This is a genomic window from Pseudomonas sp. CG7 (assembly GCF_023701885.1).
Classification (GTDB): Bacteria; Pseudomonadota; Gammaproteobacteria; order Pseudomonadales; family Pseudomonadaceae; genus Aquipseudomonas; species Aquipseudomonas zanjanensis.
On sequence record NZ_JABAEE010000071.1, the window covers coordinates 18,182 to 33,087 of the forward strand.

Annotated in this window: 13 protein-coding genes; 8 read left to right on the plus strand and 5 right to left on the minus strand. The window is 62.7% G+C overall.

Features of this window, described 5'->3' with window-relative positions; genetic code table 11:
* Positions 1–17 precede the first annotated feature (17 nt).
* The 4 genes from HGO40_RS23820 (at position 18) to ppx (ending at position 3,820) form a co-directional block, all read left to right on the plus strand.
* Positions 18–686 carry an amino acid ABC transporter permease gene (locus HGO40_RS23820; RefSeq protein WP_250965006.1) on the plus strand — a complete coding sequence of 223 codons (669 nt, stop codon included), beginning with the start codon at positions 18–20 and terminating at the stop codon, positions 684–686.
* On the plus strand, positions 683–1,333 hold the full coding sequence (locus HGO40_RS23825; RefSeq protein ID WP_250965007.1) for an amino acid ABC transporter permease: 651 nt from the start codon (positions 683–685) through the stop codon (positions 1,331–1,333). Before HGO40_RS23820 ends, HGO40_RS23825 begins: the two co-directional genes overlap by 4 nt.
* On the plus strand, positions 1,320–2,054 hold the full coding sequence (locus HGO40_RS23830) for an amino acid ABC transporter ATP-binding protein (RefSeq protein ID WP_250965008.1): 735 nt from the start codon (positions 1,320–1,322) through the stop codon (positions 2,052–2,054). The genes HGO40_RS23825 and HGO40_RS23830 overlap by 14 nt, the downstream gene beginning before the upstream one ends.
* Positions 2,055–2,317: 263 nt before the next feature.
* Positions 2,318–3,820, plus strand: coding sequence for an exopolyphosphatase (gene ppx, locus HGO40_RS23835; RefSeq protein ID WP_250965009.1), 1,503 nt, complete (start codon positions 2,318–2,320; stop codon positions 3,818–3,820).
* A gap of 153 nt (positions 3,821–3,973) precedes the next feature.
* On the opposite strand, the gene ppk1 is transcribed toward ppx, so the two are convergent.
* Both ppk1 and hemB read right to left on the minus strand, forming a co-directional pair.
* A complete protein-coding gene (gene ppk1 / locus HGO40_RS23840) occupies positions 3,974–6,190 on the minus strand; it encodes a polyphosphate kinase 1 (RefSeq protein WP_250965010.1) in 2,217 nt (738 codons plus the stop codon).
* A 17-nt stretch (positions 6,191–6,207) separates the two neighbouring features.
* On the minus strand, positions 6,208–7,221 hold the full coding sequence (gene hemB / locus HGO40_RS23845) for a porphobilinogen synthase (protein WP_250965011.1): 1,014 nt from the start codon (positions 7,219–7,221) through the stop codon (positions 6,208–6,210).
* A gap of 204 nt (positions 7,222–7,425) precedes the next feature.
* On the opposite strand from hemB, the gene HGO40_RS23850 reads away from it, so the two are divergent.
* Entirely contained in the window at positions 7,426–8,049 is a 624-nt protein-coding gene (locus HGO40_RS23850) for a DedA family protein (RefSeq protein ID WP_186706835.1), read from the plus strand.
* Here HGO40_RS23850 and HGO40_RS23855 read toward each other — a convergent pair.
* On the minus strand, positions 8,030–9,277 hold the full coding sequence (locus HGO40_RS23855; protein WP_250965012.1) for a sterol desaturase family protein: 1,248 nt from the start codon (positions 9,275–9,277) through the stop codon (positions 8,030–8,032). The two genes, HGO40_RS23850 and HGO40_RS23855, sit on opposite strands and share 20 nt — an antisense overlap.
* Positions 9,278–9,401: 124 nt before the next feature.
* Here HGO40_RS23855 and elbB point away from each other — a divergent pair, with 124 nt between their 5' ends.
* Entirely contained in the window at positions 9,402–10,070 is a 669-nt protein-coding gene (gene elbB / locus HGO40_RS23860; protein ID WP_250965013.1) for an isoprenoid biosynthesis glyoxalase ElbB, read from the plus strand.
* Between the two features lie 125 nt (positions 10,071–10,195).
* Here elbB and HGO40_RS23865 read toward each other — a convergent pair whose 3' ends face one another.
* Together HGO40_RS23865 and HGO40_RS23870 are read right to left on the minus strand one after the other, a co-directional pair.
* Positions 10,196–10,651 carry a YaiI/YqxD family protein gene (locus tag HGO40_RS23865; protein WP_250965014.1) on the minus strand — a complete coding sequence of 152 codons (456 nt, stop codon included), beginning with the start codon at positions 10,649–10,651 and terminating at the stop codon, positions 10,196–10,198.
* A 110-nt stretch (positions 10,652–10,761) separates the two neighbouring features.
* Positions 10,762–12,660: a cytochrome c/FTR1 family iron permease gene (locus tag HGO40_RS23870; protein WP_250965015.1), complete on the minus strand. Its 1,899-nt coding sequence runs from the start codon at positions 12,658–12,660 to the stop codon at positions 10,762–10,764.
* A gap of 316 nt (positions 12,661–12,976) precedes the next feature.
* Between HGO40_RS23870 and HGO40_RS23875 the strand changes: the two genes are divergently transcribed.
* Both HGO40_RS23875 and HGO40_RS23880 read left to right on the plus strand, forming a co-directional pair.
* Positions 12,977–14,371, plus strand: coding sequence for a COG3014 family protein (locus HGO40_RS23875; RefSeq protein WP_250965016.1), 1,395 nt, complete (start codon positions 12,977–12,979; stop codon positions 14,369–14,371).
* A gap of 18 nt (positions 14,372–14,389) precedes the next feature.
* Positions 14,390–14,761 carry a YcfL family putative periplasmic lipoprotein gene (locus HGO40_RS23880; RefSeq protein WP_186706841.1) on the plus strand — a complete coding sequence of 124 codons (372 nt, stop codon included), beginning with the start codon at positions 14,390–14,392 and terminating at the stop codon, positions 14,759–14,761.
* The last annotated feature ends 145 nt before the right edge of the window (positions 14,762–14,906 follow it).

Below are 14,906 nucleotides of genomic sequence, written 5' to 3' on the forward strand. Positions count from 1 at the left end.
CGCTTGAGAGGCTGAGCATGGCTTATCAGTTCGATTTTCTGCCGGTGGTGCAAAACACCGAGCTGCTGTTGCGCGGCGCGCTGTTCACCTTGGAACTGACGGCCATCGGCACGTTGCTCGGGGTTGGCCTGGGCATCGTCGGGGCCGTGGTGCGGGCCTGGAACATTCGTCCGTTCGCAGCGATCGTCGGCGTGTACGTGGAGTTGATCCGCAACACGCCGTTCCTGGTGCAGCTGTTTTTCATCTTCTTCGGCTTGCCGTCCCTGGGCCTGCAGATTTCCGAATGGCAGGCCGCGGTACTGGCGATGGTGATCAACCTCGGCGCCTACTCCACCGAGATCATCCGCGCCGGTATCCAGGCCATCCCGCGGGGGCAACTGGAAGCCGCTGCGGCCCTGGCAATGAGCCGCTTCGAGGCGTTCCGCCACGTGGTGCTGCTGCCAGCACTGGGCAAGGTCTGGCCGGCCTTGAGCAGCCAGATCATCATCGTGATGCTCGGCTCGGCGGTCTGTTCGCAGATCGCCACCGAAGAATTGAGCTTTGCCGCCAACTTCATCCAGTCGCGCAACTTCCGCGCGTTCGAAACCTACGCGCTGACCACGCTGATCTATCTGTGCATGGCACTGTTGATCCGCCAGTTCCTCAATTGGGTCGGGCGTCGCTACATCGCCAGGAGCAGCCAATGAGCGATTTCACTTTCTGGGACGTGGTGCGCAACCTGCTCACCGGGCTGCAATGCACCCTGGCCCTGTCGCTGGTGGCGTTTATCGGCGGTGGCGTGATCGGCTTGCTGGTGATGGTGCTGCGCATCTCCAAACGCGCCCTGCCCCGCAACATCGCCCGTACCTACATCGAGCTGTTCCAAGGCACACCGCTGTTGATGCAACTGTTCCTGGTGTTCTTCGGCGTAGCCCTGGCCGGGGTGGAGATTTCACCGTGGATGGCGGCGGCGATCGCCCTGACGCTGTTTACCAGCGCCTACCTGGCGGAGATCTGGCGCGGTTGTGTCGATTCGATTTCCAACGGCCAGTGGGAAGCCTCCGCAAGCCTGGCCCTCAACCCGCTGGAACAGCTGCGCTACGTGATCCTGCCCCAGGCCCTGCGCATCGCCGTGGCGCCGACCGTGGGCTTTTCCGTGCAGGTGGTCAAAGGCACGGCTGTCACGTCGATCATCGGCTTTACCGAACTGACCAAGACCGGCGGCATGCTCGCCAATGCCACGTTCGAGCCGTTCATGGTTTATGGCCTGGTCGCCCTCGGTTACTTCCTGCTCTGCTACCCCTTGTCCCTCAGTGCGCGTTACCTGGAAAGGAGACTGCATGCCTCTGCTTAGAATTACCGCCCTGCATAAATACTACGGCGATCATCACGTGCTCAAAGGCATCGACCTGAGCGTCGAGGAAGGCCAGGTGGTGGCGATCATCGGCCGCAGCGGCTCGGGCAAGTCCACCTTGCTGCGCACCCTCAATGGCTTGGAGTCGATCAACGACGGTGTGATCGAAGTCGACGGCGAATACCTCGACGCCGCCCGTGCCGACCTGCGCAGCCTGCGGCAGAAAGTCGGGATGGTGTTCCAGCAGTTCAACCTGTTCCCGCACCTGACCGTCGGCGAGAACGTCATGCTCGCGCCGCAAGTTGTGCAAAAAGTACCCAAGGCCAAGGCGGCCGAGCTGGCGCGGCAGATGCTGGAACGGGTCGGGCTGGGCGAGAAATTCGCTGCGTTCCCCGACCGCTTGTCCGGCGGCCAGCAGCAACGGGTGGCGATTGCCCGCGCCCTGGCGATGTCGCCGAAAGTGCTGCTGTGCGACGAAATCACTTCGGCCCTGGACCCGGAACTGGTCAACGAAGTGCTCAGCGTGGTGCGGCAACTGGCCAAGGAAGGCATGACGCTGATCATGGTCACCCACGAAATGCGCTTCGCCCGGGAAGTGGGCGACAAACTGGTGTTCATGCATCAGGGCAAGGTGCATGAAGTGGGCGATCCGAAGGTGCTGTTTGCCGATCCGCAGACGGCGGAGCTGGCGAACTTCATCGGTACGGTCGAGCCTGCCTGACCTTTACTGTCAAGGAAGTCCTCTGTGGCGAGGGAGCTTGCTCCCGCTCGATTGCGCAGCAATCGCAGGATCTGCCTGCCGATGTATCCCTGGTGTACCGGGTTGACTGGTTTTGGGGCTGCTACGCCGCCCAGCGGGAGCAAGCGCCCTCGCCACAAAGGCACCCTGCAGCCTGCTCTGGCTCAAGGGTTTGGTTCAGGCGCGTTGGCGTAAGCGGTCGATCGTGGCAGGATGGCGAGGTTATCGACCGAGACTTTTTGACCATGCCGCCATCCCAAGCCAAGAATCTGTCCCTGATCGCTGCCATCGACCTGGGCTCCAACAGCTTCCACATGGTCGTCGCCAAGGCCCAGAACGGGGAAATCCGCATCCTTGAGCGGCTCGGCGAAAAGGTCCAACTGGCCGCCGGCATCGATGAAGAACGCCAACTGAGTGAAGAATCCATCCAGCGCGGGCTCGATTGCCTCAAGCGGTTTGCCCAACTGATCAACGGCATGCCCCTGGGCGCGGTGCGGATCGTGGGCACCAACGCCCTGCGCGAGGCACGCAACCGGGGCGAGTTCATCCGCCGCGCCGAAGCCCTCCTCGGCCATCCGGTGGAAGTCATTTCCGGCCGTGAAGAAGCCCGCCTGATCTATCTGGGCGTTTCCCATACTTTGGCCGACACCCCGGGCAAGCGCCTGGTGGCGGACATCGGCGGCGGCAGTACCGAATTCATCCTCGGCCAGCGCTTCGAGCCGCTGCTTCGCGAAAGCCTGCAGATGGGCTGCGTCAGCTACACCCAACGTTATTTCCGCGACGGCAAGATTACTCCTGCCCGCTACGCCCAGGCCTATACAGCGGCGCGCCTGGAAATCATGAGCATCGAACACGCCCTGCACCGCCTGACCTGGGATGAAGCCATCGGCTCCTCGGGGACCATTCGCGCCATTGGCCTGGCGCTCAAGGCGGGTGGCCACGGCACCGGCGAAGTCAATGCCGAGGGCCTGGCCTGGCTCAAGCGCAAGGTGTTCAAGCTCGGTGAAGCGGACAAGATCGATTTCGAAGGCATCAAGCCCGACCGCCGGACGATTTTCCCGGCGGGCCTGGCGATCCTCGAAGCGATTTTCGACGCCCTCGAACTGCAACGCATGGACCACTGTGAAGGCGCCCTGCGCGAAGGCGTGCTGTATGACCTGCTGGGGCGGCATCATCACGAAGACGTGCGCGAGCGCACCCTGGGCTCGCTCATGGAGCGCTATCACGTCGATCAGGAGCAAGCTGTACGGGTCGAGCGCAAGGCCCTGCACGCCTTCGACCAGGTGGCTGACGACTGGGACTTGAACGACGGGGTCTGGCGCGAGTTGCTGGGCTGGGCCGCCAAGGTCCATGAAGTGGGCCTGGACATTGCCCACTATCACTACCACAAGCACGGCGCCTACCTGATCGAGCACTCGGACCTGGCGGGGTTTTCCCGGGAAGACCAGCAGATGCTCGCGCTATTGGTACGCGGCCACCGGCGCAACATTCCCAAGGATAAATTCGCCGAGTTCGGCGACGACGGCATCAAGCTGATTCGCCTGTGCGTGCTGCTGCGTTTTGCGATCCTGTTCCACCACATCCGTGGCACCCAGGAAATGCCGCAAGTGGCCCTGCATGCCGACGGCGATCAGCTGGACGTGATGTTCCCCGACGGCTGGCTGGAAGAGAACCAACTGACCCAGGCTGACTTCGCCCAGGACGCGGAATGGCTGACGCGGGGCGGGATTGTGCTGAACATTCACTGATCCAGCTACAACACAGATCTTTGTGGCGAGGGAGCTTGCTCCCGCTGGAGGGCGAGGCCCGCCCAAGGCTTGGGGCTGCTGCGCCCGAAGCGTCGGACCGGCCCAGCGGGAGCCAGCGCCCTCGCCCCAAAAGCCAAGCTCGCCCCAGGACGTTTAACGAACCGCCAACACCGGGCTGCTCAAGCGATCGAGCAAGGTCGCCTGGGCGCTGCGCGGGTTCTGGTTGCCGGTCGGCGTGTTGCGGATGTAGCGGCCATCCGACTGCAGGCTCCAGCTGTGGGTGTTGTCGGTCAGGTAGCTTTCCAACTCCTTCTTGACCCGCAGGATCAGCTTCTTGCCTTCCACCGGGAAGCAGGTCTCGACTCGCTTGTCGAGGTTGCGCTCCATCCAGTCGGCGCTGGACAGGAACATCTGCTCCTCACCGCCGTTGAGGAAGTAGAACACCCGCGTGTGCTCCAGGAACCGCCCGATGATCGAGCGCACGTGGATGTTGTGGGACACCCCCGGAATGCCCGGCCGCAGGCAGCACATGCCCCGCACCACGAGATCGATGCGTACGCCCGACTGGCTGGCCTTGTACAACGCACGGATGATCTTCGGATCGGTCAACGAGTTGAACTTGGCAATGATGTGGGCCGGCTTGCCGTCCAGGGCGAACTGCGTCTCCCGGGCAATCATGTCGAGCATGCCCTTCTTCAGGGTGAACGGCGCATGCAGCAGTTTCTTCATGCGCAAGGTCTTGCCCATGCCGATCAACTGGCTGAACAGCTTGCCGACGTCTTCGCACAAGGCATCGTCGGAAGTCAGCAGGCTGTAGTCGGTGTACAGGCGAGCGTTGGCAGCGTGGTAGTTGCCAGTGCCCAAGTGGGCGTAACGCACGATCTCGCCGGCTTCACGGCGCAGGATGAGCATCATCTTGGCGTGGGTCTTGAAGCCAACCACGCCATAGATCACCACCGCACCGGCCGCTTGCAGGCGGCTGGCCAGTTGCAGGTTGGATTCCTCGTCGAAGCGGGCGCGCAATTCGATCACCGCCGTGACTTCCTTGCCGTTTCGCGCCGCGTCCACCAGGGCGTCGACGATTTCCGAGTTGGCGCCGCTGCGGTACAGAGTCTGGCGCACCGCCAGAACGTGAGGGTCCTTGGCGGCCTGGCGCAGCAGGTCGACCACCGGCGTGAACGACTCGAACGGGTGCAACAGGAGGATGTCCTGCTTGCTCACCACGCTGAAAATGTTTTCGCTGTTTTGCAGCAGTTTCGGGATCTGCGGCGTAAACGGCGAATATTGCAGTTCCGGATGGCTGTCCAGGCCGGTGATGCTGAACAGTCGGGTCAGGTTGACCGGGCCGTTGACCTGATATAGCTCGGTCTCATGCAGGTTGAATTGCTTGAGCAGATAGTCGGACAGGTGGTTCGGGCAGGTGTCGGCCACCTCCAGGCGCACCGCATCGCCGTAACGCCGGGAGAACAACTCGCCGCGCAGGGCGCGGGCCAGGTCTTCGACGTCCTCGGTGTCCACCGACAGGTCGGCGTTGCGGGTCAGGCGGAACTGGTAGCAGCCCTTCACTTTCATGCCTTGGAACAGGTCATCGGCATGGGCGTGGATCATCGATGACAGGAAAACATAGTTGTCGCCCGGCCCGCCAACGTCTTCCGGCACGCGAATGATGCGCGGCAACAGGCGCGGCGCCGGGATGATCGCCAGGCCGGAATCGCGACCGAAGGCGTCGATGCCTTCCAGCTCGACGATGAAGTTCAGGCTCTTGTTGACCAGCAGCGGGAACGGGTGCGTCGGATCGAGGCCGATCGGCGTGATGATCGGTGCGATCTCGTCGCGGAAATAGCGGCGCACCCAAGTCTTGATCTTGGTGTTCCAGTTGCGCCGGCGGATGAAGCGCACCTGGTGCTTTTCCAGCTCCGGCAGCAGGATGTCGTTGAGGATCGCGTACTGGCGGTCCACATGGCCATGGACCAGCTCGCTGATGCGGGCCAGGGCCTGGTGCGGTTGCAGGCCATCGGCGCCGGCCTGTTCACGGGCGAAGGTGATCTGCTTCTTCAGGCCGGCCACACGGATTTCGAAGAACTCATCCAGGTTGCTGGAAAAGATCAGCAGGAACTTCAGCCGCTCCAGCAGCGGGTAGGACTCGTCCAGCGCCTGCTCCAGCACGCGGATGTTGAACTGCAGTTGCGACAGCTCGCGATGGATGTACAGGCTGCTGTCATCCAGGTTCGGAATGGCAATCGCCGGGGCCGGGGCGGGCTCGACCACAGCCGGGGGAGCGGGCTCCAGCTCCGGCGGTGTCTCGGCGACTTGCTCGACCACGGGTTGAGCGTCTTTTACGGCAACTTCTGTGAGTCCTTCGGTATTCATCGCAAGTTCCTGGGAGGCTATTTCTGCTCTCGTAACAATTGGGCGGCGCGCACGGCAAAGTACGTCAGGATGCCATCAGCGCCTGCGCGTTTGAAAGCGGTCAAGGACTCCAGGATCACCCCTTCGCCCAACCAACCGTTCTGGATCGCGGCCATGTGCATGGCGTACTCGCCGCTGACCTGATAAACAAAGGTCGGCACTTTGAATTCGTCTTTGACCCGGCAAAGAATGTCGAGGTAGGGCATGCCAGGCTTGACCATGACCATGTCTGCCCCTTCTGACAAGTCAGCCGCCACTTCGTGCAAGGCTTCCTGACTGTTGGCCGGGTCCATCTGATAGGAGGCCTTGTTGGCCTTGCCCAGGTTCAGCGCCGAGCCGACCGCATCGCGGAACGGGCCGTAATAGGCGCTGGCGTACTTGGCCGAGTAGGCCATGATCCGCACATTGACGTGACCGGCGACCTCGAGGGCTTCGCGGATCGCCTGGATGCGCCCGTCCATCATGTCCGACGGCGCGACCACCTGGGCACCGGCCTCGGCATGGGACAACGCCTGCCGGACCAGCGCATCGACGGTAATGTCGTTCTGCACGTAGCCTTCTTCGTCGAGGATACCGTCCTGCCCGTGGGTCGTGAACGGGTCCAGCGCCACGTCGGTGATCACTCCCAGTTCCGGGAAGCGCGTGCGCAGGGCGCGGGTCGCACGTTGGGCAATGCCCGCCGGGTTCCAGGCTGCGGCGGCGTCCAGGGACTTGAGCGCCGGCGGCGTGACCGGGAACAGGGCCAGCGCCGGAATGCCCAGCTCGACCCAGTGGGCGGCTTCTTCGAGCAGCAGGTCGATGGTCAGGCGTTCCACCCCGGGCATCGACGCCACCGCTTCGCGACGGTTCTCACCGTCCAGCACGAACACCGGCAGGATCAGGTCATCGGTGGTCAGCACGTTTTCACGCACCAGCCGACGAGAGAACTCATCACGACGGTTGCGACGCAGACGGGTAGCAGGGAACAGACGATTGGCGGGGGTAAAGCTCACGGCAGACTCCTGAGCCCGCAGACGGGCGAGCGTGACAGTTATAAGCGGCTATTATGACGAACGCATGACAGTTGTGCGAAAGCGCGACCGGTAGTCGCAGTCATTGTCTTCTGTAGGAATTGTTCACGTCGAGACACATTTCGATACTTTCCTGAATGTGCCCGAAGGGTTAGGCTGCGCGTTCATTTCGCCAGCACCCAGACAATGCTCCAACAATTTCTGCATGACTTCGGCTACTTGGCCTTGTTTATCGGCACGTTCTTCGAAGGCGAAACCATCCTCGTGCTCGCAGGCTTCCTGGCGTTCCGTGGCTACATGGACATCAACCTGGTGGTCGTCGTGGCGTTCTGCGGCAGCTACGCGGGCGATCAGCTGTGGTATTTCCTGGGGCGCAAGCACGGCCGCAAGCTCTTGGCCCGCAAGCCGCGCTGGCAATTGATGGGCGATCGCGCGTTGGAGCACATCCGCCGGCATCCGGACATCTGGGTCCTGAGCTTCCGCTTCGTCTACGGCCTGCGCACGGTGATGCCGGTGGCCATCGGCCTGTCAGGCTATCCGCCGGGCCGCTACCTGCTGCTCAACGGCATCGGCGCGGCGATCTGGGCCACGGCCCTGGCCGCCGCCGCGTACCACTTCGGCGCAGTGCTGGAAGGCATGCTGGGCAGCATCAAGAAATACGAACTATGGGTGCTTGGCGCGTTGCTGGTGCTGGGCCTGGTCCTGTGGCTGCGCCGACGCATCAAGAATGCGCGGCTGGCCAAGAAAGTCCTCGAAGCCGAGCGACTCGAACAAGCCAAGTCTGCCGAGCCTACGACGCCAACCGAGTAAACCGGCTGCGGCAGCAGTACAGCCCGATGCCGCTGAGCAGGCTGTAGCTGAGCAGCCCGACCCAAGCCCCATGGCTCATCACAGCGCTGGCCGGCCACAACCCGGCCAAGGGCGCCAGCCATACCAGCGGCAGGTTCGACGCCAGCCGCAACAGCTCCAGCTTCAGCGCCCACGGGCGATTCTCCAGGGCCACGCCCAACACGAACAGACCGAACGCCACCGCGCCCCACCCCAGCACCAGGGCGGCCACCGGCAGGCTGCCTTCAAGGTTCATCAAATAACTGCCCAAGGCAATGTAGACGCCGAACTGCAGCCCTACGTACCACTGCTGGCGCAGGTCCAGCGGCACTTCGAATTTGCGGAACTGGCTCAAGTCCGGTTTGTTCAGCGGGTACCGGGCCGCGACATCCGCCGGACGCCAACCGGTGGGCATGAACCAGATTCGCAGCTTGTCCCACCAGCGCTCCGCTCGCCGCGCATCGGCCCACAGCTGGGCATAGAACTGCAGGTTGGCCCACAACGGATTCCAGCTCGCCAGCGGCGTGGTCACGCCAAAAACCACCGGCTCGTTATCGTCTTCTTCTTGGAAGGTGCCAAACAGACGGTCCCAAATAATGAACACCCCGCCGTAGTTGCGATCCATGTAGAGAGGGTTCTGTGCATGGTGGGCACGATGATTGGACGGCGTCACGAAACACCACTCCAGCCAGCCGAGCTTGGGAATGTGCTGGGTGTGGACCCAGAACTGGTACAGCAGATTCAACGCCGCAACGCTGACGAAGACCACCAACGGCACGCCCAGTACGGCGAGCGGGACATAGAAGACCCAGCTCAACAGGAAGCCGGTGCTGGTCTGGCGCAACGCGGTGGACAGGTTGTAGTCCTCGCTCTGGTGGTGCACCGAATGGGCGGCCCAGAGGATGTTGCGCTCATGGCCCATGCGGTGCAGCCAGTAATAGCAGAAGTCGTAGAGCACGAAGGCAAACACCCAGGTCCAGGCCCGGTCGGCAGGGAGCTCGATGGCGGCCAGGTGCTTCAACGCAAAGGCATAGGTCACCAGTCCCACGCCTTTGGTCAGCAGGCCGGTGGTGGTCGACAGCACGCCGGTGCTCACGCTGTTGATCGCGTCTGCCACGCGGTAGTGGCTCACGCCCCGCCAGCGATCGGCCAACAACTCGACGGCAATCAGCACAAAGAAGAACGGCACGGCATACAGGATGAAGTTCATGACGCAACCCGGGCATGCGAGGCAGGGAGATAACCGGCAGGTTAGGTGTAGCTGCCCGATCCCCCTATGGCAACGAGTGACAAATTAGTAGACATTTAACGCCATGAATCTGGAGAAAAAGCCCATGAGCAAAAAAATTGCAGTGATCCTTTCCGGCTGTGGCGTGTATGACGGCGCCGAGATCCACGAAAGCGTGATCACCTTGCTGCGCCTCGATCAGCGTGGGGCGCAGGTCCAGTGCTTCGCCCCCAACATTGCCCAGTTGCATGTGATCAATCACCTGACGGGCGAGGAAATGCCCGAGAGCCGCAACGTGTTGGTGGAGTCCGCGCGGATCGCCCGGGGCAACGTGAAGGATTTGCGTGAGGCCAACGTCGACGATTTCGATGCGCTGATCGTACCCGGTGGCTTTGGCTCGGCGAAAAACCTCTCCAACTTTGCCGTCGAAGGCGTCGGTTGCACGGTCCAGCCAGAAGTCCTGGCCTTGACCGAGGCTTTTGCCGAGGCCGGTAAACCGGTCGGGCTGATCTGCATCTCCCCGGCCCTGGCAGCAAAAATCTATGGCCCAGGGGTGACCTGCACCATCGGCAACGACCCGGACACGGCGGCGGCCGTGGGCAAAATGGGCGGCACCCACGAAGACTGCGCGGTGACCGACATCGTCGAGGACCGCGCGCGCAAACTGGTCAGCACCCCGGCCTACATGCTGGCGCAGAACATCAGCGAAGCGGCTTCGGGCATCAACAAGCTGGTGGACCGGGTGTTGGAGTTGACGCACGAGAACGACGCCTGACCCCACCGACTTTTCCCTCTCTGTGGGAGCGAGCCCGCTCGCGAAAGCGCCGGGACTGGCAATCTATTCTTTGACTGACACCCCGCCTTCGCGAGCAGGCTCGCTCCCACAGGATCGATTCGGCCTCAAGTCACTCGGGTCAACCGCGTCAGGATCCGATCAAGCGCATTGGCAAACCCTTGCTTGTCCCGTTCGCTGTACGCCGCCGGGCCGCCACCCATATGCCCCTGTTCACGCAAATCGGTGAACAGGTTGCGCACCGCCAGGCGCTCGCCCATGTTTTGCGCATCGAACTCCTTGCCCCGCGGGTCCAGGGCAGCGACGCCCTTCTTTACCAAGCGGTCGGCCAAGGGCACGTCGCTGCAGATCACCAGCTCACCCGGCGCGGCGTGCTCCACCAGGTAGTCGTCCGCCGCGTCAGGGCCGCTGGGCACCACGATCAATTTCACACAGGCCAGGGCCGGCTTGATCTGCGGTTGGCCGGCCACCAGCACCACCTCGAACCGGCGCTTCAAGGCGAACTTGACCACCAGTTCCTTCGCCGCCTTGGGACAGGCGTCGGCGTCGATCCATACGCGCATCGGGGTCTTCCTCTTCTAAATGCATCGCGAGCAAGCTCGCTCCCACAGAGGACAGCCTACATCCTGTGGGAGCGAGCTTGCTCGCGATTATGAGCGCAGCGAATGCTTTTTCAGGAAACCTGCACCCGACGCTTCTCCGCCACCCAACTGCGCCCATACAGCACCACGATCGCCAGGATCGCCACCACTTGGGCGGCCAGCGAATAAGCATCGGCATGAATGCCCAGCCAGTCGAAGTCGAAGAACGCCACCGGATGGGTGCCGAAGATCCCGGCTTCCTGCAACGCCTTCACGCCATGACCGGCGAACACCACCGACAGCGCGCACAACAACGCGGCGTTGATGCTGAAGAACAGCGCCAGCGGCAGTTTCGCCGAGCCGCGCAGGATCACCCAGGCCAACCCCACCAGCAACACCAGCGCGGTCGCGCCGCCGGCCAGCACCGCGTTGTGCCCGGCAGGCCCCGCTTGCAGCCACAGGGTTTCGTAGAACAGGATCACTTCGAACAGTTCGCGATAGACCGAGAAGAACGCCAGGATCGCAAAACCAAAACGACCGCCGCCGCCCACCAGGCTGCTCTTGATGTAATCCTGCCAGGCCGCGGCGTGACGACGGTCGTGCATCCAGACGCCCAGCCACAACACCATCACACTGGCGAACAGCGCCGTCGCGCCTTCGAGCAACTCGCGCTGGGCACCGCTGACGTCGATCACATACGCCGCCAGGCCCCAGGTCGCCAGGCCGGCCAGCAGCGCCAGGCCCCACCCGACGTTGACGCTGCGCACCGCCGACTGCTGACCGGTGTTGCGCAGGAATGCCAGGATAGCCGCCAGCACCAGGATCGCTTCCAACCCTTCACGCAGCAGGATCAGCAAGCCTGAGATGTAGCTCAGCGACCAGCTCAAGCCATCGCCGCCCAGCAGGCCGGCAGACGCTTTCAACTTGGCCTTGGCCGCGTCCAGGCGCTGTTCGGCCTGCTCAACCGGCAGACCGTCCTGCAGCGACTGACGGTAGGCCATCAGGGCCTTTTCGGTGTCTTTGCGCACGTTGGCATCGACGTTGTCCAGCGAGCTTTCCACCAGCTCGAAACCTTCCAGGTAAGCCGCGACCGATAGGTCGTAGGCCTGGTCATGGTCACCGGCGCGATACGCGGCGATGCTTTTGTCCAGGGTGGCGGCCGTGTAGTCGAGCAACTGCGCCGGGCCACGTTGCACCTGTGGCGGCTGGGCGCGCTGGGCACGGAATGTCGCCGCCGCCGCCGGGCCTTGCGCGGCGAGGACTTCGCCCGGGGTCTGGCGCGCCAGGTCAGCGAGGTTAAAGACTTGTTCACTTTTGGCCGCGGCCGGGTCGGCGCTGAAGCTGGCGATATAGGTCGCCAAATCCCAACGTTGACGGTCGTCGAGCTGATCGGCGAAAGCCGGCATGTCGGTGCCTTCGATGCCCATGCCGAGGGTGTTATAGATCCCATAGAGGCTCAGGCGATCCAGGCGCTGGGCGTCCCGCAAGTTGGCGGGCGGCGGTTCCAGGCCAACACCGGCAGGACCGTCGCCGGCACCGCTGGCACCGTGGCACACCGAGCAATTCTGCGCATACAACGGCGCACCGCGAATGGGATCGGGAGTGATGACCGGCGCTTGGCTGACTTCATACGCCACCGCCAGCTTGGCCCCCAGCTGCCGCGCCAGACGGGCGACTTCGCCGCCGTCCTGGCGCTGGGTGATCGCCGTGCGCAAACCGCCGATGCCCTGGACCAACTCGGCCTTTTCCGGTTTGGCCGGCAACCCGACGATCACCCCTTCCAGCGCCTGGGTGAACTCCAACTGCTCGCGGTACTCCGCGTCGTCGATGACCTTGCCCGCCTCGACCGTAGCCGGGTAATCCGCCCCGATGTAATCCAATAAATGCAGCGCCTGGGGGGCACTTTCGAGGGTTTCGGCCAGCAGCGAAGTGCTGCACAGCGCAAGCAATGGCAATACAAGCCAGGCCAGCAAACGGAACGGCGCAGTCATGAATGACTCTCGGTTGGTAATAAGAAGTAACACATTGTTCACTTCCAATGGCTTTGGCTCAAGGGCGGATGTGCCTAGGGAGCCGATTTTCATCGGATTTTCATGCTTTGGAGGTGATGTCACAAAAACAGCATTTCGCAACTGAAAAGCCATTACATAGCCAAGCGCCATGTTTATAATCCCGCGGCCTTCTTATCATTCGATGGCATAAAAGCTCCTCTTTTTATGAGGAACCGACAGCGTTTCAACGCTCGTCCGTGGGATCGCTCCAGCCCGGCCCGCACACCCCCGGCTGCTATCAGGGAAGAAAATGTTCATGGCATCCCGTGCCGTTCTTTCGGTCGCCCTCGGCGCGATCACCTTGTTGTCCGGCTGCTCGGCCTTTCGCAATTACGACAGCGAATTGGCCCAGACCAACCAGCAGTTGGCGTCCGGCAACGTCGACGGCGCGTTGACCCTGCTGGAGAAGAACAATTCCAGCCAGGACAAAGACCTGCTGTATTACTTCGAGAAAGGTGAGCTGCTGCGCGCCAAGGGCGATTTGTCCGGCAGCCAGACCGCCTGGAACAGCGCCGATCAGCAGGTTGGCCAGTGGGAAGACGCGGTCAAGCTCGACACAGCCAAGTACCTGGCCCAGTTCGGCAGCTTCCTGGTCAACGATAAAGTCCGCCGCTACGAAGGCTACGATTACGAAAAGGTCATGCTGACCACGCAGATGGCCCTGAATCTGCTGGCAGTGAATGACTTCGATGGCGCCCGGACCCAGATCAAGAAGACCCACGAACGCGAAGCGGTGATCGCCGACCTGCGGGACAAGGAATACCTCAAGCGCGAGGAAGAAGCCGAGAAACAAGGGGGCAAGACCGAATACAAGGACCTCCAGGGTTACCCGGTGGCCAGCCTCGATGCCCCGGAAGTCGTCGGCCTCAAAAACAGCTACCAAAGCGCGTTCAGCCATTACCTGGCCGGTTTCGTCTATGAAGCCCTAGGTGAAAAGGACCTGGCCGCGCCGGGCTATCGCAAGGCCGCCGAACTGCGCCCCAACACGCCATTGCTGGAGCAGGCCCTGCGTGACCTCGACAAACCTGCCGCCAAAAGCGATGACAGCGACATCCTGATCGTGGTGCAGAGTGGCCTGGCGCCGTCCCGGGACTCGATCCGCATTCCCCTTCCGCTGCCGATCAGCGGCTATCTGGTCATCACACCGTTGTCGTTCCCGCTGATCAAGCCTGACACCTCCACAGCCACCTTCGGCCAGATCGGTGTCGACGGCCGCCAGTTGGACCTGACCCAGCTCAACAGCACCACCGCCATGTCGCGTCGCGCCCTGCGCGATGACATGCCGGGCATAATCCTGCGCACCACCGTGCGCGCCATCACCCGTGGTGTGGCGCAAAAGCAGATCAACGAAACCAACCCCCTGGCCGGCCTGGCCGTGGGTCTTACCTCGGCGGTACTCGAAGGGGCCGACACCCGGACCTGGCGCACCCTGCCCGACTACACCCAGGTCGTGCGCCTGCGCCTGAAGAAAGGCGAGCACCAAGTCACCCTGCCAAGCGCGGTGGGCGGTTCGGTGGTCAAGGTCACCGTCGACCAGCGTTACCAGGTCATCACGCTGCGAGCGGTGGGTAACCAAGTGTTCGCCGGCGGCCTGGCGGCCCAGGTGATACCAAGCGCCAATCCGACCGCCATTGCCCTCAAGCAACCTTAAGAACGGAGTCTTGTTCACATGCGTTTAAAACTGATCGCCGTCGGCGCCCTGGCCTTGCTGGCCGGTTGCGCCACCCCGCCGCCACCGGAGCCGGGCAGCGCCGCCAGCAAGGTCGTGGCGATGGGCAAGACCAAGAACATCGTGGTCGGCGCCATGCGCGTGGCCAGGGAAAACGGCTACATGACCGTCAATGTCCAGTTGAGCAATACCAGCTACAACAACAAGACGATGTATTACCGCTTTGCCTGGCTGGGGCCGGAAGGCTTTCCGATCGCCGAAGAAGAAACCTGGAAAAGCCTGACGATGTATGGCGAACAGACCAGTTTCCTGCCGGCCATCGCACCGACACCCAAGGCCGTGGATTTCCGTTTGGAAATCAATACCCCTTGAGCCTGATCCCGGTCGGTCAAGCCAGCACCGGACCTGTGGCGAGGGAGCTTGCTCCCGCTGGGGCGCGCAGCCGCCCCAAGGCGGTGGGCGTACGGCGCGAACGCGCCGGACGCCGGAGCACCCGGCCACGGGAGCGAGGGCCGCG

What these genes read in the sequence shown, in the direction of transcription:
- HGO40_RS23865 (WP_250965014.1), bottom strand. Translation starts at nt 10,651, where the DNA reads ATGCGCGTATGGATCGACGCCGACGCCTGTCCCAAGGCGGCGAAGGAA.
- HGO40_RS23850 (WP_186706835.1), top strand. Translation starts at nt 7,426, where the DNA reads ATGCTCCAACAATTTCTGCATGACTTCGGCTACTTGGCCTTGTTTATC.
- HGO40_RS23855 (WP_250965012.1), bottom strand. Translation starts at nt 9,277, where the DNA reads ATGAACTTCATCCTGTATGCCGTGCCGTTCTTCTTTGTGCTGATTGCC.
- HGO40_RS23830 (WP_250965008.1), top strand. Translation starts at nt 1,320, where the DNA reads ATGCCTCTGCTTAGAATTACCGCCCTGCATAAATACTACGGCGATCAT.
- HGO40_RS23870 (WP_250965015.1), bottom strand. Translation starts at nt 12,660, where the DNA reads ATGACTGCGCCGTTCCGTTTGCTGGCCTGGCTTGTATTGCCATTGCTT.
- HGO40_RS23880 (WP_186706841.1), top strand. Translation starts at nt 14,390, where the DNA reads ATGCGTTTAAAACTGATCGCCGTCGGCGCCCTGGCCTTGCTGGCCGGT.
- HGO40_RS23825 (WP_250965007.1), top strand. Translation starts at nt 683, where the DNA reads ATGAGCGATTTCACTTTCTGGGACGTGGTGCGCAACCTGCTCACCGGG.
- HGO40_RS23875 (WP_250965016.1), top strand. Translation starts at nt 12,977, where the DNA reads ATGGCATCCCGTGCCGTTCTTTCGGTCGCCCTCGGCGCGATCACCTTG.
- HGO40_RS23820 (WP_250965006.1), top strand. Translation starts at nt 18, where the DNA reads ATGGCTTATCAGTTCGATTTTCTGCCGGTGGTGCAAAACACCGAGCTG.
- elbB (WP_250965013.1), top strand. Translation starts at nt 9,402, where the DNA reads ATGAGCAAAAAAATTGCAGTGATCCTTTCCGGCTGTGGCGTGTATGAC.
- ppk1 (WP_250965010.1), bottom strand. Translation starts at nt 6,190, where the DNA reads ATGAATACCGAAGGACTCACAGAAGTTGCCGTAAAAGACGCTCAACCC.
- ppx (WP_250965009.1), top strand. Translation starts at nt 2,318, where the DNA reads ATGCCGCCATCCCAAGCCAAGAATCTGTCCCTGATCGCTGCCATCGAC.